Below are 18,233 nucleotides of genomic sequence, written 5' to 3'. Positions count from 1 at the left end.
GCCTATGATCCATCAGTCGATTGAAGTGATTTTAACGAAAGCGGTCGAACAACGCGCCTCGGACATCCATTTGACCGCCGGCTCGCCGCCGATCATCCGGGTCGACGGCAGTCTCATCACGATGGGTGACGAGAAAGTGTTGCCGCTCCATATCGAGAGCTATTTGAAAGAGATTATGACCGAAGAAATGCGGGGCCGGCTGGAGATGCAGCGCGATCTCGACTTCTCGTTCGGAGTGCCGCGCGTATCGCGGTTTCGTGTCAACGCCTATTACCAACGGGGCACGGTCGCCATCGCGTTCCGGTCCATTTCCGGGGAAATCCCGACGATGAACGAGCTCGATTTGCCGCAAGTGTTAAAGCGGTTGATTGAGAAGCCATACGGGCTCATCCTTGTTACGGGTCCGACCGGGTCGGGGAAGTCGACGACGCTCGCCGCGATGATTCATGAGATTAACCGCACGCAGCGCAAACGTATCATCACGCTCGAAGATCCGATTGAGTATTTGCATTCGCACGATCAGAGCATCGTCGACCAGCGTGAGATTGGCTCCGACGTCATGAAGTTCGTCGACGGTCTTCGGGCCGCGCTCAGGCAAGACCCGGACGTCATCTTGCTCGGAGAGATGCGTGACCTCGAAACGATTTCGACGGCGATGACGGCTGCCGAGACGGGCCACCTCGTCATGGCGACGCTCCACACGTCGAGCGCGATGTCGACTGTCAGCCGTGTCATCGACGCGTTCCCGGCCGAGCAACAGGACCAGATTCGGACCCAGCTCGCCAACGTCCTGCTCGGTGTCGTCAGTCAGCGCTTGTTCCCGCGCGTCGACGTGCCGAAAGGTCGTGTCGCCGCGATGGAGATTATGATTGGCAATCCGGCCGTCGCCAACTTGATTCGGAACGAGAAGGAGTTCCAACTCCCGACCGTCATCCAGACGAACCGGCAGAACGGGATGCAGACGATGGACATGGCGATCGAACAGCTCGTCCGTCAAGGCGTCATCAACCCGAACGCCGTACCAAATGAAGAGAGGTGACTGAATGGCCATCTTCCAATACGAAGGTAAACTGCTGAACGGGAAGCGTAAGAAAGGGCGGGTCACCGCCGTCTCGCTCCGGGAGGCGAAAGAAAAGCTGCGCCAAGAATCGATTCTCGTCACCGAGCTCGCTGAACTCGAGTCGACGGGATTGAATAAAGAAGTGAACCTGCTCCCGGAGCGGGTCAAGATTGAACATTTGATTATGTACGTGCGCCAGTTCGCGACGCTCATCCGGGCCGGCGTGCCAATCGTTCGGGCGACTTCCATCTTGCGCGTCCAGACCGAGTCGAAAGTGTTGAAGAAGACGCTCAGTCAAGTCGAGGACGATTTACGCGAAGGGATTGCCTTCTCGGAAGCGATTAAGAAACATCCGCGCGTATTCTCGAACTTCTTCAGCTCGATGGCACTCGCAGGTGAGGCGAGCGGGAACTTGGAGGAGGCGCTCGACCAAATCGGGCTCCAGCTCCAAAAACAATATGACGTCAAACGGAAAGTCATCTCGGCGTTGACGTATCCGCTCGTCGTGTCGATCGTCGCCATCGGCGTTGTCGCGTTCCTCATGGTCAACGTCGTCCCGACGTTCGCGAGCATCTTCGGACAGCTCGGCGGGGAACTCCCGCTCATCACGCGTATCGTCGTCGCCGTCTCCGATTTCGTCGCCGCCTATTGGTGGCTCATCTTCGGGGGGGCACTTCTCGCCCTGCTCGTATTCACATGGATGTTGAAGCGCGATAAGGAACGGTATGTGATCGATGGATTGTTGTTGAAGATGCCGATTTTCGGGCCCATTGTCCTAAAATCGCAAATCGCGTTATTGACGCGAAGTTTGGCCGTCTTGCTTCAAGCGGCGGTCCCGATTTTATCGGCAATCGAGATCACCGAAAAGATCGTCTCGAACCGTGTCATTCGTAAAGGTCTTGCTCAAGCACGTAAGATGATGGCGCAAGGGATCCCGCTCCATGAACCGCTCGAACGGAACGATAGCTTCCCGCCGCTCATGACGCAAATGATTGCGGTAGGCGAGGAGAGCGGGGATTTGGACTCGATGTTGAACGAGGTAGCGGAGTTTTATGAGACCGAGGTCGAGACGACGACGGATCGCCTGAAATCGATTATCGAGCCGCTGTTGATTGTCGTCTTGGCGAGCATCGTCGGCGTCATCGTCATCGCGATTGTCGTCCCGATGTTCCAAATTTATGGCGATATCCAAAATCAGTAGAAACTTTTTATTTATTTGCAGATTTGTATCTTTTCAATCCTAAATTTTGAATGTATAGTAAAATTGTTCTACTAGTATTAGGTCAAAGGTAATGAATCTAGCTTACATCACAGCAAAACACACAAAAGGGGAGAATGAATCATGTTAGAGAAAATGAAAATGATTTGGCAAGATGCCAAACAATTGAAAGATGAGCGCGGACTCACACTCGTCGAGTTGCTCGTCGTCGTCGTTATTTTGGGGATTATCGCAGCCATCGCTGTTGTCGCAATCGGTGGAATTATTGAGAACTCGAAGAAGGACGCAATGGTTGCCGATGCGAAACAGATGGTTAGTGCTGCGAAGTTGTATACGGCGTCAAATCCGGTAACTTCAGATACTGTATTAAATTTCAACAGTGCTGCAGACGGTGAAGTACCGATGGATTCTTACATCGATAAATTGAAAGATCCTTTTGACACAAATGCAGGAGAAACTGCTACACCGTCATATCCAACAGCTAAAGTCACAGTAAAACCTGGCACTAGTGGTAAATACACTTATGAAGTGACACTTACTAGTGACAAGAGTGAATATGCATTATCCAATGCTGATAGTTCATCTATTACTAAAGATAGCTTATGATAAAATCTCCGGCTGGCGCTGGGCACTCGCTCAGCCTAGCCGGTTTTCTGTTTTTGGCATATACTTACAAGTAAGGAAGTGACCTTGATTGGTTGAACTCATTGGACTCATTTATAGCCTCGTCCTCGGGGCCGTCATCACGTCATTCACGAACGTCGTCGGGCTCCGCGTGCCACGTAAACAGTCCATCGTCACACCGCGCTCGCACTGTCCGTCATGTGGACACGTCTTATCCGCTTGGGAACTGATTCCGGTCTTCGGATACGTGTTCCTGCGCGGGAAATGCCGCGGCTGTGGCGGGCGGATCGCGCCGACGTACCCGCTCTTTGAACTGCTCGGAGCGGTCGGTTACGCCTATAGCTTCTGGCTGTATGGCTTCAGCCTCACGACGCTCCTAGCGTTCGTCTTCTTATCGACGCTCCTCACCTTGGCGATGTCGGATTTGTCGACGATGCTCGTCCCGAACGTGATTCTCATGTTCACGGCACCGGTCCTCCTATTGCTCGCCTATAGCGCGGGTGTGGTCTGGTGGAGCCCTATTGCCGGGGCCGCACTCGGTTTCGCTGTCCTCGCCACCGTTTTTTTCGTCTCCAAGGGGGGACTTGGGGCCGGCGATGTCAAACTATTTACAGTAATCGGGCTCGTCCTCGGGCCGCGCGACGTCCTCGTCGCACTCTTTTTATCGAGCTTGATTGGCGCGATCGTCGGAGTGACGCTCATCGGCTTGAAACGGATGGATCGCAAACAGCCGATTCCGTTCGTGCCGTCGATCGCACTCGGCACGATGCTGACGTTTTGGTTCAGCGAACGCTTCTTTGATTGGTATTTTGATTTGATGTAGGGGGAAACCAGCATGAGCCGGTCTATAAAGAAAGGAACGGTCGCGTATTTCTCGTTCGATGCGCTCAGCATCCACGGGGCCGTGATTAAACAAGGCGTGTTCAAGCGTAGCGCGTCCGTGCAATTGGCGAAAGGCGCCTACGTGGGGGGACGGATTGAAGACGAGAACGCATTCGGTCTCGCCTTCGATGAACTTTGCCGTAAACTGAAAGTACGAAAAGGGATGGTCTGTGCCGTCGATATGGCCGAGACCGAGGTATTGTCCCGTAAAGTCGAGATTCCATCGACGATCCCGAAAGATGAGATTCGCGGCTATCTGTTCATGGAAATCGGCAGCTCGATCATCTTGCCGTTCGACGACGTCGCCTTCGACTACGAGGTGCTCGGCGAGACGGAGACGAAGACCGAGGTCATGCTCCACGCCGTCTCGGTCGATTTGACGAAAGCCATCCGTGCTTACATGAAAAAACGAGGATTCCAATTGAAGAAAATCGTTCCACGCCCGGTCGCCATCGCGAACGGCGTGAGCCGACTCGAGACACTCGACCCGCTCAAATCGACGCTCCTCTGGCACGTGACACCGTTCGCGCACCAGTTGCTCGTTCTTGAGGAAGGGCAAGTCCGGTTTATCCGGGCCATCGAGACGGACCTCCCGTACCGCGCCGAGACGACGGACGGAATCATCACGTATACATATAGCGGCTCGAAGGAGACGCTCGCGACGCAAACGGACGAGTGGTTGAACGAACTCGCACGCTTCCTCGACTTCTATCGCTACTCGCTCCGGACGGACGGACGTCCGATTGACGAGTTGCTCGTCTCGGGGACGGTCCCGAACCTTGACGACCTTGTTCGGACGATTGAAAGCGAGGCGATGGTGCCGGTCAAACGCATCGACGACCCGCTCCCGCTCTCTCATGCGACACCGTTGTCGCACCAGATGTTGCCGCTCCTCGGAATGGCGACGCTTGACAAAGAGCACGACGCCAACTTCATCAACTCGACCGATGTGACACTCCGGTGGCCGATTATCGCGAGCCTGCTCGCGCTCTTGATTGGCGGCGGGGCGACCGGTTACTTGTTCTATGAAGTGAACGAATTAAAACAGAACGAGGCCCAGGTCGAAGAACAGTTGCAGCTCGTCCGCATCTATCAAACCGAGCAAGTGAACTCGAAGGGGCAGCAAGTCCTATCGCTCGACCAGACGGTGACGGCGCTCACGGCCGAAGAGAAGTTAGCCGTGCCAGCACTACGGGCCTTGACGGAACAACTGCCACCGACGGGCTACGTGTTGACATATAACTACGCCGACGGTTCGTTCATGAGCGTGCGCACCCAGTTCGAGACGCTCGCCGATTTGAACGTGTTCCAACGCTCGCTCTTGAACGACGTGCGGTTTGAGAACGTCAAACTGCTCGGCGTGACGACCGAGACGAAAGCGGAGACGGAACAGGAAGAGACGGATACCGAAACGGATTCGACGCTGTCGCCGAGCGTGCTCGATTCGACAGACGAACCGCTCCCACGCTACATCGGCGAGTTCACCTTCACGTTCATCGATGCCGAACCGGAGACGCCGGAAGGGGAGAGCCCAGATGGTGAGACACCGGACGGCGAGACGGAAGAGACGACCGATGAGGAGGTGGTGAGCGAATGAAACGCTCGACGATTTATTTGATTTTCACAATCTGTTTGTTCGCGGCCATCGCCGTACCTTCTTACTTCGGTTACCAGTATTTCATCCACCAAGGCAACGTCAAGTCGCTCGAACGGGAACTGTCGCTCGAACAGACGAAGCTCGAACTGTTGCGCCAAGAAGGCGAAGTCGTCGACGTCGCCGATTCGCAGCGCCTGCAGACGCGTGTCCCGACCGAAGCAGCCCTCGACACGGTCGTCGAGACGCTGTCCCAGGCGAGCCAACTGTCTGACGTTCGCGTGACGAGCATCGCTTTCGCCGACGGCATCATCGCTGAATCGGAAGTACCAGAAGACATCGACGAGCCGGAACCGAACGATGTGAGTGCGACGGCTGAACCGGCCGAACCGGTTGAAATCACGCCGGTCAACGCCTCATCGGTCCGCTCGACGGTGTCGCTCCAAGCGGACACGTACGAGTCGCTCGTCCTGTTCCTTGAGTCGGTCGAATCGATGAACCGGATTCACATCTTGCGCACGGTCCAATTCACTGGACCTACGGAGACGGGACCGAACACGACCGAGACGGCTGAGCCGCTCGACTTCACGGTCGAACTCGATGCGTTCTATCGCCCGGACCTCGATCAACTCGTCGAAGACCGGTACGTACCGGCCCAGACGTTCACACCGAAAGACATCCCGGTGTACGACTATACGACACCGTGACCGCACGTCCCTTCGAAAAGAAGGGGCGTTTTTTTGAGAGGTCTCTGATTGTATTCGCGTGCCCGTTTGCCTACAATCTACAGTGAAGTGTGATACGGAAAAGAAGCCCGTTACGCACATATGGAAGGAGTCGTTACAATGAAACCAACACAGAAACGTGTCATCCTTGCCTCGATGTCGCCGCGGCGGACCGAGCTGTTGACCCAGGCCGGCATCACGCATGAAGTCATCCCCTCGAACGTCATCGAAGGGACGAACGGACGGGAACATCCGGACGAGTACGTCGGACGCCTCGCCCGCGAGAAAGCGATGGACGTCGCCCGCGACAACCGTGACGCCATCGTCATCGGCTCGGATACGGTCGTCGTCTTAGACGGGACGATTTTAGAGAAACCGAAAGACCGGGACGATGCGCGAGCCATGCTACAACGGCTTTCGGGAGCGACGCATGAAGTGCTCACCGGCGTCAGCATCATCGGGCCCGAGCGGCAGGACTTGTTCGTCACGACGACGCACGTCACGTTCATCGACATCCCGGACGCGTGGCTCGACGGCTACCTCGATTCGACGGAGCCGTACGATAAAGCCGGCGCTTACGGCATCCAAGGATCGGGCGGTCTGTTCGTCGAACGGCTCGAAGGAGACTTTTATAACGTCGTCGGTCTGCCGATTCGTCCACTCGTCGAGACGCTCGAACGACACGGGGTATCGCCGCGCTTTCTGTGAATGAAGCGAAAGTTGGTGAAGGAATGACCATGGTGCTCGACCGAAGTGTTGAATCCGCGATCGCCCGGCTGCTCCAAATCGGGGGCAGGGGTGGCGACCCGCACGAGACGGCCCGACGGCTGTCCGACGTATATCCGACGCTCCGGGCGCTGTCGCAGGCGTCTGTGAGCGACCTCTGTCAAATCGAGGGCATGACGAAGAAGAAAGCCGAGCAGTTGCTCGCGGCGTTTGCGATCGGTCTCCGTTACGTCGAGGAACCGAAAGTGGAGACGCCGACAATCCGTTCGCCGCAGGACGCCTATGAACTGCTCCGTGATGAACTCCGGCTGTTGAATCAGGAACATTTCATTTGCCTGTATTTGAACACGAAGAACCAGCTCATCGCCCGGAAGACGCTGTTCGTCGGTGGGCTCAATTCGTCGATTGTCCATCCGCGCGACGTGTTCCGCGAGGCGCTCAAGCTGTCGGCTGCTTGTTTCATCGCCGTCCATAACCATCCGAGCGGGGACGCGACCCCGAGCCGGGAAGACATCGAAGTGTCGGAGCGTCTTGTTGAGGCTGGTCATATCGTCGGCATCGCTTGTCTTGACCACGTCATCATCGGGGAGGACCATTACGTCAGTATGAAGCAACGTGGATATATGAACGGGTGAACAGTGGGCAGGCGCATATGCGTCTGCTTTTTTGTTCAGACTTCATACTTCCTGACGCTCAGTCGCCGTCTTCATCGTAGCCATATTTTAGATGTTGTTGGTCCGTAACAGGAATCGTTCAACCGGTCGTCGAACACCGAGAGTAGACGTTTACATGCGACCGACGAAGAGGGAATGTGATCAGACATGAATGAAGAGACTATTTATAGCGAGCTTGATTTGAAAGTGATTTTGACAGATATCAAGGACGGGACGGTTCGTTTACAGGAATTAGATGAGGAGCGGGTCATCCAATCCATGCTCCATCACATCGGCTCGACGGATGCAGAGCTTCGGGACCAGTTGATTTACACGCTGTTTTATCGCTTCATCATCGAAGACGATCACCTGACGAACGAACAATTGACGGATATGCTCCACACGACGCTCAAATATCATTTGTTCCACGGAATCGGGGAGACGGCATCGGACACCGTCTTCACGCGGGCGTTCTCGACGCTGTTGATCGCCTTGATCGTGTATCAGGACCGGCAACGAGGATTTTTATCGGAAGCGGATCTCGACATGTTGAAGGCGAAGCTCCTGGCCTATCTCGATTGTGAAATCGACACGAGAGGCTATGTGCCTGGGAAAGGCTGGGCCCATTCGATCGCCCACGTGGCCGATGCCTTCGATGAGCTCGTCCTGCATCCGCACCTCGATGAGACGGAATTCGGTGAGATGCTCGAGGCGCTATGGAACAAGGTGATGATGCCGACCGTATATATGCATGACGAGGATGAACGGTTGTTGAATCCTATCTTTGCCTTATTGCAGCGCGGGATGGACGAACACGAGCTCATCGTTCTGTTAGAAGACTTGCCTGCCCGATTGAGCGCACAAAAACAGCAACTCGAGCCCGAACACTATTGGCACGTCGTGCATAACGTGAAAACGTTTTTGAAAAGCTTTTTTGTCAAACTGCATGAGACGGAGCGACCTGTGCTTCAAACGGCAGTGCTGCTCACCTTGAAAAATATGTGACGATTGCGAGAGAGAATCCAAGCAGGCGCTTTCACGCGCTTGCTTTTTGATTTGCGTTTTTGTCGAAAAGAAGGCACACTAATATACGGTGAGACAGGACTGAGATGAACGTTATTGTAAATAACCTGTAATCGAATGAACGTTTTCAAACATGATTTTTCCGTTATAATAAAAAATAGTGTAACCAAGAGAGGAGCAGCACGTATGTTTCGTAGTTTTAACCGAGAAATCGGAATCGACCTTGGAACGGCAAATACGCTCGTTTATGTAAAAGGTCAAGGCATCGTTGTTCGTGAACCGTCGGTAGTGGCGTTCCGTACAGATACAGGTAGAATTGAGGCCGTGGGTAACCAGGCCAAGGATATGATTGGACGTACGCCGGGTAACGTCACGGCACGCCGTCCGATGAAAGATGGGGTTATCGCCGATTTCGAAACGACAGCGACGATGATCAAATACTTCATGGAGCAAGCGCAGAAGTCGAAGAGCGGTTTGTTCTCATCGAAGACGAACGTCATGATTTGTGTGCCAAGCGGCATCACGTCAGTTGAAAAACGTGCCGTGGAAGACGCAGCCAAGCAAGCAGGCGCGCGTGAAGCGTACACAATCGAAGAACCGTTCGCGGCAGCAATCGGTGCCGGTCTCCCAGTTTGGGAACCGACAGGCTCGATGGTCGTGGATATCGGTGGCGGTACGACCGAAGTCGCAGTGATTTCACTCGGCGGCATCGTGACGAGCCAATCGATTCGTGTCGGCGGTGACGAAATGGATGACGCCATTATTCGTTACATCAAAAACAAATACAACCTCATGATCGGGGAGCGGACGTCAGAGACGCTCAAGATGGAAGTCGGTTCGGCTCGCATCGACGCTTCGAACGAAAATGAGAAAATGGAAATCCGTGGTCGCGATCTCGTGACAGGTCTTCCGAAACAAATCGAAGTCTCGGCTGCTGAAGTGTGTGAAGCACTCTCGGATACGGTCGAAGCGATCCTTGCTGGCGTGAAACAAACGCTCGAGCAGACGCCACCGGAACTTGCGGCTGACGTCATGGACCGCGGCATCGTCCTCACAGGCGGTGGAGCACTCCTTAAAAACTTGGATGACGTGATCTCAGATGAGACACACATCCCGACACTCGTCGCGGATGAGCCGCTCGATTGCGTCGCCATCGGGACAGGAAAATCTCTTGAAATGATGGACGTCCTCCGTTCAAAATCAGGCATCTCGTCGCGTCGATGAGTGGTGACACACGATGAGCCGGTTCGTACGGAATAAAAAGCTCATCATCACGCTGATCGGTATCATCTTATTCGTAGTGATTTTAGGGGTTTCGATTCGAGGACGGTCGGAATCCGCTTGGTACCAAGACGTCACGCGTGATGTGGTCGGAACGTTCCAACGGGTGTTCACGGTGCCGATCGGCTGGATGGACAGTACCGTGTCCTCGATTTCGAACGTACGCGATATTTATGAAGAGAACCGTCAATTGAAACAACACTTGACGAAATACGCGGAAGTGTCGGTCGAAGCCGATGACCTGCGCCGTGAGAACGAAGAATTGCGGCAAATGGTCGAGGCGGCCGATACATCGCTCCGTGACTTCGATTTGATTCCCGCCGAAGTGATCGGGCGCACGCCGAACGACTGGCAGCGCTATGTGACGATCAACGTCGGGGAAGAGCGCGGTGTCGAGAAAGGCATGGCCGTCACGGCCGCCGGCGGTATGGTCGGTCGCGTCATTCAAACGAGCGCCTACACGTCGCAAGTGCAACTCCTCTCGGACAACAACCGGACGAACAATGTCTCGGCCGTCGTCAAGGACGAGGACGGCAAAGCGACGTACGGGACAATTGACGGCTTCGACAGCGAGACGAACGAGCTCTTCTTCACGAAGGTCTCGAACAGCGTCAAGTTGAAAGAAGGCGAGATCGTGTCGACGTCAGGTCTCGGTGGCCGTTATCCGGCCGGTCTTGTCATCGGAACGGTCGAGTCGATCGAGACGGATGAATATGGCGTATCTCAAGTCGCCCGCATCAAACCAGAAGCGGACTTCAATGAGTTCTCGCAAATGTTCGTCATCAATCGAACGCTCGACGAACCGTTCTTGACGGGTCCCGAGGAAGGAGGAGAAGCGGGTGAGTAACATGAAAGTGTTCATCGCCCTGTTCCTCCTCTTTCTTATTGAAGGGACATGGGCCGCCATCTTCTCATGGCACTATGTGACGCCGTTCTTGTATTTGACACTGATCGGCTTGATGTACGTCGGTTTGTATGGTCGCTTCGAGGCGGCGTTCGGATTCGGACTCGTCTTTGGACTGTTGTATGACATCGTCTATACCGACTTGCTCGGAATTTACTTATTTACTTTTTCACTCATTCCTCTCTTAGTCAGCTTCGTGTTAAAATATATAGGTGAGAACTTCTTCTCGGTCGTCATCACGTTCACGTTCATGATTCTCGTGTTTTCCTTCGGGATCTTTAGCGTCATGACGGCGGTCGGTGGGACAACCATGACCATTCAAACACTATTAGTTGAACAGATTCCAGGGACGCTCGTCGCCAACGCTGTCGCCATCGCATTGTTATACGTGCCGATGACACGATACGTGGCGCCGCGACCTGTAGCGAAAAGAGGGTAGCCATGATGGAGCGTAAACGACATATTACGATAAAAGGACATCGCAACGGTATTGCAATCCACTTCAATCCACGGAGTGGCATCGATGAGGTGCTCGGAGAGCTTGAGGCCACGTTACAAGAAATGGAGCCGCCCTCTGGGAAGATTGCACTCAAATTGCACGCGGGTACTCGTTATTTAGACGAGGAGCTGTCACGTCAAATTCGTGAAGTCGTCGCTCGTCATGGCGTTTTTTATATCGAGGAGCTATCGAGCGAGGTCATGTTGACCGAAGAAGCGAAAGCGACCTACGGCAAAAAGACGTTCCACTACCATAGCGGGACGATTCGAAGCGGACAAGTGCTCGATTTCGATGGCTCGGTGCTCATTATCGGAGACATCAACCCTGGGTCCGAGGTTCGGGCGACGGGAAGTATCTATTGTTTAGGGACGATACGAGGAAATGTGCGTGCCGGTGTCGAAGGATGGGAGGAAGCGGTCATCACCGCCAGTCTACTCCATCCGAAGTTTTTAGCGATCGGTGAACACGTGCTCGCGTCGGACGACGGCGAAGAGCTTCCGGAGATCGAGATGGGATGCGCATATCAGACGAATCAAGGTATTGAAATGACGCGTCTCCGTCAAGTCATGACTGGGCTGAAAGACGCATATGCAATGGAATTACAGAGAGGGTGAGTTTGATGGAGCAAGTAGTAGAGCCTGTACATACAGCGAAAGAAGTGAAGAAAGGTCGGTCCATCGTCGTGACGTCGGGGAAAGGTGGCGTCGGGAAGACGACCACGACCGCGAACCTCGGGACCGGCCTCGCATTGTCTGGTCACTCGGTCTGTCTCGTCGATACGGATATCGGTCTTCGTAACCTCGACATCATCTTAGGACTCGACAACCGCAGCATCTATAACCTCGTCGACGTCATCAACGGCCAATGCAAATTGCATCAGGCGCTCGTCCGTGACAAGCGGTTCGAAGAGATGTATCTCTTGCCTGCGGCCCAGTCGAAAGACAAGACATCGGTCCAACCGGAGCAAGTGAAAGAAATCATCGACCAGTTGAAGACAGAATATGATTTCGTGTTGATCGATTGCCCGGCCGGCATCGAGCAAGGCTTCATGAACGCTATCGCCGGCGCCGATGAGGCCGTCGTCGTGACGACGCCTGAGAAGGCCGCCGTTCAGGACGCGGACCGCATCATCGGGATGCTCGAGCAAGCGGAACATGTCGCTGCGCCGAAATTGATCGTCAACCGCGTCAAGAACCACCTTGTGGAATCAGGGGACATGCTCGACATCGATGACATCATGCGCATCTTGTCGATCGACCTGCTTGGCGTCGTCGTTGACGATGAAGAAGTCATCGCCGCCGCGAACCGCGGGGTACCTGTCACGATGAACCCGGATAACAACGCCGGACAAGCGTACCGCAACATCACGCGCCGGATTCTTGGGGAGTCGGTGCCGCTCATGTCGATTCAGACCGAACAAAAACCGGTCGGCTTCTGGACACGACTCATGATGAAATTTGGAATGAAAAAAGCCTAAGGCAACGAAAGTTGCCTTTTTGTGTCGAAAGGAGAGACGCATATGCGATTGATCTATGAACGGACCCCGTCCATCGAACGGGCCATGCTCGTCGACGGGGAGCGTCTGCTCGAAGTCGAGGAACGCTTCATCGACCAACTGTCGATCGGGACGATTCTCGAGGCCGCGATCGAACGGATTCATCCGTCGCTCGGCGCCGCGTTTTTGACGACCGGCGAGACGACGCTCTTCTTGCCAATTGCCGAGACGCTAAAAGCGCTCGAGGCGTATCCGGACGTGCCAGCCATCGGTCAGGCGGCCGTCGTCGGTGAGAAGCGACTCGTCCAAGTGACGAAAGAAGGCATCAACGGCAAACACCATAAAGTGACGGAGAACATCCGCTTCGGCGGACGACATATCGTCTACTTCCCTTATGGTCGGCGCCAGTTGTATAGCCGCAAGCTCGATTTCGTCACCCAGGACCGGTTATCGAAAGTGTTCGACCTCGAAGAGGCAGAAGGGGTGTTGTTCCGGACCGAGTCGGGGCAGGCAAGCCCTGAAGACCTTCAAGAAGAGCTCGACTTGCTCCGGACGCGTGCCAAGGACGTCATCACGGCACGCGGGGGACAGGATGAGCTGTTGTGCGAACAGTTCGTGCGACGCCATGCGGTCGAATCGGTCGTGTTGAATGACAAGGAAGCGCAGGACCGGTTGACGCGGCTCGAGGTCAACGTCGAACGTCACATCGGCAAAGGCCGGATGAAAGAAGCGGTCCGGCTCGACGGGGCAATCGAGAAGCTCGGCCAGCGTGTCGTCTGGCTCGAAGGCGGTTCGTACGTCTTGATTGAACAAGTCGAGACGATGACCGTCATCGATGTCAACAGCGGCAAGAACGTCGCCGTCAAAGACAAGGGTCGCGCCGCCGACACGATTAACGAGGCCGCGCTCTACGCCGTCATGGAACAGCTCCGGTTACGCAATATTGGCGGTATGGTCGTCATCGACTTCTTGAGGGGGTCAAAGGATGGACAGGCCCGGCTCTTGAAGAAGATGAAAGAGCTCGGTGCCCGCGATCCTCGCCGTGTCGAAGTGTACGGCTTCACGCGCATGGGCTTGTTCGAACTGTCGCGAGAACGAACCGGACGTTCGATGCAAGACCGGATGACCTATAACGGTAACCCGTCGAAGCTTGCCGTCTTCTCGCAGCTGGAGCGGACGCTGATGGAGCTCGCGCCTCAAGCCGAGGGTGTCGTCGTGACACTCCCGAGCAAGTGGCATGACGCGTCGTGGGACGGTTTTGACTGCACGGTCTTGCTCGTCGACGGAGAACCGGATGTGGCGTTCTATGGGACACTCGAGGAATGTCAGAATTTCGTATCTCGTCATTGACAACGATTGAACGAGAGTGGTATTATCTATAACGTTAGTTCGTTTGGAAGCACCCAAATGGCTACAACCGCACAGAACGGGTTGAAATGGTTTCGCCCTGCCCTGGATGGCGAGTCTGAGTTTAATAAGGAGGTGCACGTATATGTACGCAATCATCAAAACTGGTGGTAAGCAAATCAAAGTTGAAGCAGGTCAAGAGATCTACATCGAAAAACTCGATGCTGATGTCGAGGGTACTGTAGAATTCGGTGAAGTTCTTTTCGTTGGTGGTGACGATGTTAAAGTCGGAGCTCCACTCGTAGAGGGCGCTAAAGTCGTAGCAACTGTCGTTAAACACGGTCGCGCGAAGAAGATCACTGTCTTCAAAATGAAAGCTAAGAAAAACTACCGTCGTAAGCAAGGTCACCGTCAGCCTTACACGAAAGTTCGCATCGAGAAAATCGAAGCGTAAGCTATGATTCGAGTAATGGTCAGACGAGACGAGACGAAGTCGATTCGTTCCGTTGAAGTGACAGGTCACGCCAACTTTGCTGAACCCGGTTCTGATTTGGTCTGTGCCGGCGTTTCTGCCATCATCTTTGGGGCATATAATGCTGTCGAGGTACTTGCCGGTCAATCGCTTCTTGTAGAAATGGCAGACAAAACAGAGGGTGGCTACTTTTATGTCGAGACATATCCTGACGTATCACCGGAGGACATGACTCGCACCCAACTGTTATTAGAAGGGATGCTCGTGCAACTAGACACGATCGCCCATAGTTACGGTGATTATATCCAAATTGAACAATAGGAGGTGGACCTCATGTTACAATTGAACCTTCAGTTCTTCGCATCGAAAAAGGGAGTAGGATCGACTAAAAACGGTCGTGACTCGATTTCGAAACGCCTCGGCGCTAAACGCGCTGACGGACAGACTGTTTCAGCTGGATCGATTCTCTACCGTCAACGCGGTACGAAAATTCACCCAGGTGAAAACGTCGGCCGTGGTGGCGACGACACATTGTTTGCAAAAGTTGACGGCGTAGTACGCTTCGAGCGTCTTGGTCGCGACAAGAAACAAGTGAGCGTTTACCCAGTTGCGTAAGTAGAACCACGCAGAAGACTCTAGCCACTTATTTGGTTAGAGTCTTTTTTACTAGTTTTACTAGGAGAGGATCTCATGAACTCACAAGCAGCACTGAAACTATTATCGACCGTCCGTCACGAATGGATGAATCGGCTTCAGATGATCTCCTTGTACGCGGCGCTCGAGCCTGAAAAACTTGAGGAGCTGTACGAGCGATATCGTCAGCACGCCGACGAGGAGAGTGCGCTCATTCGCTTGGACATGCCGACGACGAGTCTCGTCCTCATGCAAGCGAACTGGGAAGGGCGGTTGACCTATAAGGTATCGGCCGACCGCGTGTCGCTAGACGACGCGCGCGTGGCGGACAAGCTTGTCCGTCTTCTGTCAGGAACGGATGGACCGATTCATGTGACGTTCACGGACGGACTGATGGTCCGCGTCTTCGGTCACGTACCGGACGACGTGTTCACGTCAGATGAAGTGTACGAGCAAACAGTAGAATGTTCTACGTTCGTTATAAAGGAGGGGAATTAAATGTTTGTCGATCAGGTTAATATTTTTGTAAAAGCTGGAGACGGCGGTAAAGGGATGGTTGCATTCCGCCGCGAGAAGTATGTTCCAGACGGTGGACCAGCAGGAGGAGACGGAGGTCATGGTGGTGACGTCGTCTTTGAAGTAGAAGAGGGATTACGTACACTCGTTGATTTCCGATTCTCGAAAAAGTTCATCGCCCATGACGGTGAAAAAGGGATGTCGAAAGGCATGCACGGACGAAAAGCGAAGCCGCTCGTCGTCAAAGTCCCACCAGGTACGATCGTGTTCGATGCACAAACAGATACGGTCATCGCCGACCTTACCGAGCACGGCCAACGGGCCACGATCGCCAAAGGTGGACGTGGGGGCCGCGGGAACTGTCGTTTTGCGACGCCATCTAACCCGGCACCAGAGATCGCCGAGAACGGGGAGCCAGGTCAAGAGCGTGAATTGCGCCTTGAGTTGAAATTGCTCGCTGACGTCGGTCTTGTCGGATTCCCGTCAGTCGGGAAATCGACGCTCTTGTCAGTCGTCTCGTCGGCACGCCCGAAAATCGGCGCGTACCACTTCACGACGATCACACCGAACCTCGGTGTCGTCAAGACGGCAGACGACCGTGACTTCGTCATGGCCGACCTTCCTGGACTCATCGAAGGGGCGAGCCAAGGCGTCGGCCTCGGTCACCAATTCTTGCGTCACATCGAGCGGACGAAAGTCATCGTTCACATGATCGATATGAGCGGCATGGAAGGGCGCGACCCGTTCGAAGACTACACGACGATCAACCGCGAGCTCGAGTCGTACAACTTACGTCTCCTCGAGCGTCCGCAAATCGTTGTCGCCAACAAGATGGACATGCCGGATGCGCCGGAATTACTTGAAGAATTCCAGAAGAAAATCGGAGACGACGTCAAAGTCTTCCCGATCTCGGCACTCGCCAAAGAAGGACTTCGCAACCTGCTCATCGAAGTAGCTAATCTTGTAGACTCGACACCTGAGTTCCCACTCGAAGAGCTCGAAGAGAAGACGGCCACACCACGTGTCGTTTATCGTTACGAGAAGGAAGAGAAGGGGTATCAGATTCATATTGATGAATACGAACGCTTCGTGATCACAGGGCCTCGTATCGAGAAGCTCTTCAAGATGACGAACTTCGATCACGACGAATCCATCAAGCGCTTTGCGCGTCAAATGCGTCAAATGGGCGTCGATGACGACCTTCGCAAATTAGGTGCCGAAGACGGTAGCGTCGTCGCCATCTTGGACTTTGAATTCGAATTCGTCGAATAATCTTTTTAATTAGGAAATGGAGTGTGAAGTAAACGTGGACCCTGTGCCCTCGTCTAGTTTAATTCTTTATGTAGTTTTAGTTATGTTGTCAGCTTTCTTCTCTTCTGCCGAGACCGCGCTTTCGAGTGTGAACCGTGTCCGGATGATTCGTATGTCGGAAGATGGGGACAAGGGCGCCAAGCGCGTCCTTCACCTCGTCGACCGCTTCGACGATACGCTCTCGACGATTCTCGTCGGGAACAACATCGTCAACATCGGGGCAGCGACCGTCTCGACAGCCATCGCCACGAGTATTTACTCGGGCGGGACTGGCCTCGTCATCTCGACGTTCGTGACGACTGTCATCATCTTGATCTTCGGTGAGATTTTACCTAAGTCGCTCGCGAAAGAGTTCGCCGAGAAGTATTCGCTTCTCATCAGCGGCATCTTGCTGTTCCTCGTCAAAATCTTGAAACCGATCACGATGATTTTCACTGGCTTGAAAAAGCTCGTGCTTCGTCTGTTCGGTATGAGTACGAAGGAGCCGTCGGTGACGGAAGAAGAGTTGAAAGTGCTCGTGGATATGGGAGAAGAAGAAGGGGTGCTCGGCGAGACCGAAGCGGAACTCGTGCATAGCGCCTTCGCCTTCAACGACATCACTGTCGACGATGTGTTGACGCCGCGGATTGATATCCTCGCCGTCGACATCGACGATACGCTCGAAGAAATCAAAGACACGATCTTTAGCGGTGGGCATTCTCGTCTACCGGTATATAAAGACTCGATTGACAACGTCATCGGGGTGTTGTCAGAACGTGATTTCCTTCGTTCGATGATGCGGGATGAAGTGACGGACGTTCGTTCGCTCATTCGTCCGCTCACATACGTATCACCGCAGACAAAATTAATTGAACTGCTCCCAGTCCTTCAGCAAAAACAATCGCACATGGCGATCGTCCTCGACGAGTTCGGTGGGACGGCCGGCCTCATCACACTCGAAGACATGCTCGAGGAGCTCGTCGGAGACATTTGGGATGAGCACGATGAGTCGATCGTCTATCTCAAACGACTCCGTGACGGGGTCTACGAGTGTATGGCCGACATGGATGTCGATGAATTTGCGGATGACATGGGAATTAAAGAACCTGAAGTAGATGCCAACACGATGGGTGGTTGGATCGTCGAACTGTTAGGAGACATTCCAGAGAAAGGTGCGCGTGTCACGTATGAAGACATGACGTTCACCGTTCTCCACGTCGAAAAGCGTCGGATTCGCAAATTGCTCGTCGAAACGGGTCAATCCGAAGCGGCGGAACAAGCGTAAACGAA

Annotated in this window: 21 protein-coding genes and 1 other annotated feature; all 21 genes read left to right on the top strand. The window is 54.0% G+C overall.

Annotation, left to right across the window (positions count from 1 at the left end; all coding sequences use genetic code 11):
* The first annotated feature begins 4 nt into the window (after positions 1-4).
* The 21 genes from KNP68_RS05305 (at position 5) to KNP68_RS05205 (ending at position 18,228) form a co-directional block, all read left to right on the top strand.
* Complete coding sequence (locus tag KNP68_RS05305; RefSeq protein ID WP_021066866.1) at positions 5-1,039, top strand: type IV pilus twitching motility protein PilT; 1,035 nt, start codon at positions 5-7, stop codon at positions 1,037-1,039.
* A 4-nt stretch (positions 1,040-1,043) separates the two neighbouring features.
* Positions 1,044-2,261 carry a type II secretion system F family protein gene (locus tag KNP68_RS05300; RefSeq protein ID WP_029595836.1) on the top strand — a complete coding sequence of 406 codons (1,218 nt, stop codon included), beginning with the start codon at positions 1,044-1,046 and terminating at the stop codon, positions 2,259-2,261.
* Between the two features lie 141 nt (positions 2,262-2,402).
* Positions 2,403-2,885, top strand: coding sequence for a prepilin-type N-terminal cleavage/methylation domain-containing protein (locus tag KNP68_RS05295; protein WP_214798977.1), 483 nt, complete (start codon positions 2,403-2,405; stop codon positions 2,883-2,885).
* A gap of 88 nt (positions 2,886-2,973) precedes the next feature.
* Complete coding sequence (locus KNP68_RS05290; RefSeq protein ID WP_214798976.1) at positions 2,974-3,726, top strand: prepilin peptidase; 753 nt, start codon at positions 2,974-2,976, stop codon at positions 3,724-3,726.
* Positions 3,727-3,738: 12 nt separating this feature from the next.
* On the top strand, positions 3,739-5,382 hold the full coding sequence (gene pilM / locus KNP68_RS05285; RefSeq protein WP_214798974.1) for a pilus assembly protein PilM: 1,644 nt from the start codon (positions 3,739-3,741) through the stop codon (positions 5,380-5,382).
* A complete protein-coding gene (locus KNP68_RS05280) occupies positions 5,379-6,086 on the top strand; it encodes a hypothetical protein (protein WP_058763221.1) in 708 nt (235 codons plus the stop codon). Before pilM ends, KNP68_RS05280 begins: the two co-directional genes overlap by 4 nt.
* Positions 6,087-6,224: 138 nt before the next feature.
* Positions 6,225-6,812, top strand: a complete 588-nt coding sequence (locus KNP68_RS05275) for a Maf family protein (protein WP_251130757.1) — start codon at positions 6,225-6,227, stop codon at positions 6,810-6,812.
* 29 nt (positions 6,813-6,841) lie between these two features.
* The gene (gene radC, locus KNP68_RS05270; protein WP_235420135.1) at positions 6,842-7,465 is read left to right on the top strand and encodes a RadC family protein; all 624 of its coding nucleotides are present in this window, start codon (positions 6,842-6,844) and stop codon (positions 7,463-7,465) included.
* 186 nt (positions 7,466-7,651) lie between these two features.
* The gene (locus KNP68_RS05265) at positions 7,652-8,488 is read left to right on the top strand and encodes a DUF2785 domain-containing protein (protein WP_214798972.1); all 837 of its coding nucleotides are present in this window, start codon (positions 7,652-7,654) and stop codon (positions 8,486-8,488) included.
* A 204-nt stretch (positions 8,489-8,692) separates the two neighbouring features.
* The gene (locus KNP68_RS05260) at positions 8,693-9,730 is read left to right on the top strand and encodes a rod shape-determining protein (protein WP_021066877.1); all 1,038 of its coding nucleotides are present in this window, start codon (positions 8,693-8,695) and stop codon (positions 9,728-9,730) included.
* Positions 9,731-9,743: 13 nt separating this feature from the next.
* A complete protein-coding gene (gene mreC / locus KNP68_RS05255) occupies positions 9,744-10,634 on the top strand; it encodes a rod shape-determining protein MreC (protein ID WP_214713915.1) in 891 nt (296 codons plus the stop codon).
* Position 10,635: 1 nt separating this feature from the next.
* Positions 10,636-11,130: a rod shape-determining protein MreD gene (mreD, locus tag KNP68_RS05250; protein WP_052013683.1), complete on the top strand. Its 495-nt coding sequence runs from the start codon at positions 10,636-10,638 to the stop codon at positions 11,128-11,130.
* A 5-nt stretch (positions 11,131-11,135) separates the two neighbouring features.
* On the top strand, positions 11,136-11,804 hold the full coding sequence (locus tag KNP68_RS05245) for a septum site-determining protein MinC (protein WP_021066880.1): 669 nt from the start codon (positions 11,136-11,138) through the stop codon (positions 11,802-11,804).
* 5 nt (positions 11,805-11,809) lie between these two features.
* Positions 11,810-12,667 carry a septum site-determining protein MinD gene (gene minD / locus KNP68_RS05240; RefSeq protein ID WP_021066881.1) on the top strand — a complete coding sequence of 286 codons (858 nt, stop codon included), beginning with the start codon at positions 11,810-11,812 and terminating at the stop codon, positions 12,665-12,667.
* 42 nt (positions 12,668-12,709) lie between these two features.
* The gene (locus tag KNP68_RS05235) at positions 12,710-14,035 is read left to right on the top strand and encodes a ribonuclease E/G (RefSeq protein WP_214798970.1); all 1,326 of its coding nucleotides are present in this window, start codon (positions 12,710-12,712) and stop codon (positions 14,033-14,035) included.
* A 55-nt stretch (positions 14,036-14,090) separates the two neighbouring features.
* Positions 14,091-14,162, top strand: a sequence feature (ribosomal protein L21 leader region).
* 15 nt (positions 14,163-14,177) lie between these two features.
* The gene (gene rplU / locus KNP68_RS05230) at positions 14,178-14,486 is read left to right on the top strand and encodes a 50S ribosomal protein L21 (protein ID WP_016508528.1); all 309 of its coding nucleotides are present in this window, start codon (positions 14,178-14,180) and stop codon (positions 14,484-14,486) included.
* Between the two features lie 3 nt (positions 14,487-14,489).
* Positions 14,490-14,825, top strand: a complete 336-nt coding sequence (locus KNP68_RS05225; RefSeq protein ID WP_031200131.1) for a ribosomal-processing cysteine protease Prp — start codon at positions 14,490-14,492, stop codon at positions 14,823-14,825.
* A gap of 12 nt (positions 14,826-14,837) precedes the next feature.
* Positions 14,838-15,119 carry a 50S ribosomal protein L27 gene (gene rpmA, locus KNP68_RS05220; protein ID WP_016508537.1) on the top strand — a complete coding sequence of 94 codons (282 nt, stop codon included), beginning with the start codon at positions 14,838-14,840 and terminating at the stop codon, positions 15,117-15,119.
* A 75-nt stretch (positions 15,120-15,194) separates the two neighbouring features.
* Positions 15,195-15,635, top strand: coding sequence for a Spo0B domain-containing protein (locus tag KNP68_RS05215; RefSeq protein ID WP_021066884.1), 441 nt, complete (start codon positions 15,195-15,197; stop codon positions 15,633-15,635).
* Complete coding sequence (gene obgE / locus KNP68_RS05210) at positions 15,636-16,925, top strand: GTPase ObgE (protein WP_021066885.1); 1,290 nt, start codon at positions 15,636-15,638, stop codon at positions 16,923-16,925.
* Between the two features lie 16 nt (positions 16,926-16,941).
* On the top strand, positions 16,942-18,228 hold the full coding sequence (locus tag KNP68_RS05205; protein ID WP_256442330.1) for a hemolysin family protein: 1,287 nt from the start codon (positions 16,942-16,944) through the stop codon (positions 18,226-18,228).
* Positions 18,229-18,233 lie beyond the last annotated feature (5 nt).

The organism is Exiguobacterium sp. s50 (assembly GCF_018618175.1).
Classification (GTDB): domain Bacteria; phylum Bacillota; class Bacilli; order Exiguobacteriales; family Exiguobacteriaceae; genus Exiguobacterium; species Exiguobacterium chiriqhucha.
The sequence above is the reverse complement of the archived record's forward strand: the minus strand, read 5'-3'. Positions and strand labels throughout refer to the sequence as shown.

Excerpts from the sequence above, each read along its gene's own strand:
- rpmA (WP_016508537.1), top strand. The coding sequence starts at position 14,838 with ATGTTACAATTGAACCTTCAGTTCTTCGCATCGAAAAAGGGAGTAGGA.
- KNP68_RS05305 (WP_021066866.1), top strand. The coding sequence starts at position 5 with ATGATCCATCAGTCGATTGAAGTGATTTTAACGAAAGCGGTCGAACAA.
- minD (WP_021066881.1), top strand. The coding sequence starts at position 11,810 with ATGGAGCAAGTAGTAGAGCCTGTACATACAGCGAAAGAAGTGAAGAAA.
- rplU (WP_016508528.1), top strand. The coding sequence starts at position 14,178 with ATGTACGCAATCATCAAAACTGGTGGTAAGCAAATCAAAGTTGAAGCA.
- obgE (WP_021066885.1), top strand. The coding sequence starts at position 15,636 with ATGTTTGTCGATCAGGTTAATATTTTTGTAAAAGCTGGAGACGGCGGT.
- KNP68_RS05300 (WP_029595836.1), top strand. The coding sequence starts at position 1,044 with ATGGCCATCTTCCAATACGAAGGTAAACTGCTGAACGGGAAGCGTAAG.
- KNP68_RS05215 (WP_021066884.1), top strand. The coding sequence starts at position 15,195 with ATGAACTCACAAGCAGCACTGAAACTATTATCGACCGTCCGTCACGAA.
- mreD (WP_052013683.1), top strand. The coding sequence starts at position 10,636 with ATGAAAGTGTTCATCGCCCTGTTCCTCCTCTTTCTTATTGAAGGGACA.
- KNP68_RS05260 (WP_021066877.1), top strand. The coding sequence starts at position 8,693 with ATGTTTCGTAGTTTTAACCGAGAAATCGGAATCGACCTTGGAACGGCA.
- KNP68_RS05245 (WP_021066880.1), top strand. The coding sequence starts at position 11,136 with ATGGAGCGTAAACGACATATTACGATAAAAGGACATCGCAACGGTATT.
- radC (WP_235420135.1), top strand. The coding sequence starts at position 6,842 with ATGGTGCTCGACCGAAGTGTTGAATCCGCGATCGCCCGGCTGCTCCAA.
- KNP68_RS05205 (WP_256442330.1), top strand. The coding sequence starts at position 16,942 with ATGGAGTGTGAAGTAAACGTGGACCCTGTGCCCTCGTCTAGTTTAATT.
- KNP68_RS05280 (WP_058763221.1), top strand. The coding sequence starts at position 5,379 with ATGAAACGCTCGACGATTTATTTGATTTTCACAATCTGTTTGTTCGCG.
- pilM (WP_214798974.1), top strand. The coding sequence starts at position 3,739 with ATGAGCCGGTCTATAAAGAAAGGAACGGTCGCGTATTTCTCGTTCGAT.
- KNP68_RS05275 (WP_251130757.1), top strand. The coding sequence starts at position 6,225 with ATGAAACCAACACAGAAACGTGTCATCCTTGCCTCGATGTCGCCGCGG.
- KNP68_RS05295 (WP_214798977.1), top strand. The coding sequence starts at position 2,403 with ATGTTAGAGAAAATGAAAATGATTTGGCAAGATGCCAAACAATTGAAA.
- mreC (WP_214713915.1), top strand. The coding sequence starts at position 9,744 with ATGAGCCGGTTCGTACGGAATAAAAAGCTCATCATCACGCTGATCGGT.
- KNP68_RS05235 (WP_214798970.1), top strand. The coding sequence starts at position 12,710 with ATGCGATTGATCTATGAACGGACCCCGTCCATCGAACGGGCCATGCTC.
- KNP68_RS05265 (WP_214798972.1), top strand. The coding sequence starts at position 7,652 with ATGAATGAAGAGACTATTTATAGCGAGCTTGATTTGAAAGTGATTTTG.
- KNP68_RS05225 (WP_031200131.1), top strand. The coding sequence starts at position 14,490 with ATGATTCGAGTAATGGTCAGACGAGACGAGACGAAGTCGATTCGTTCC.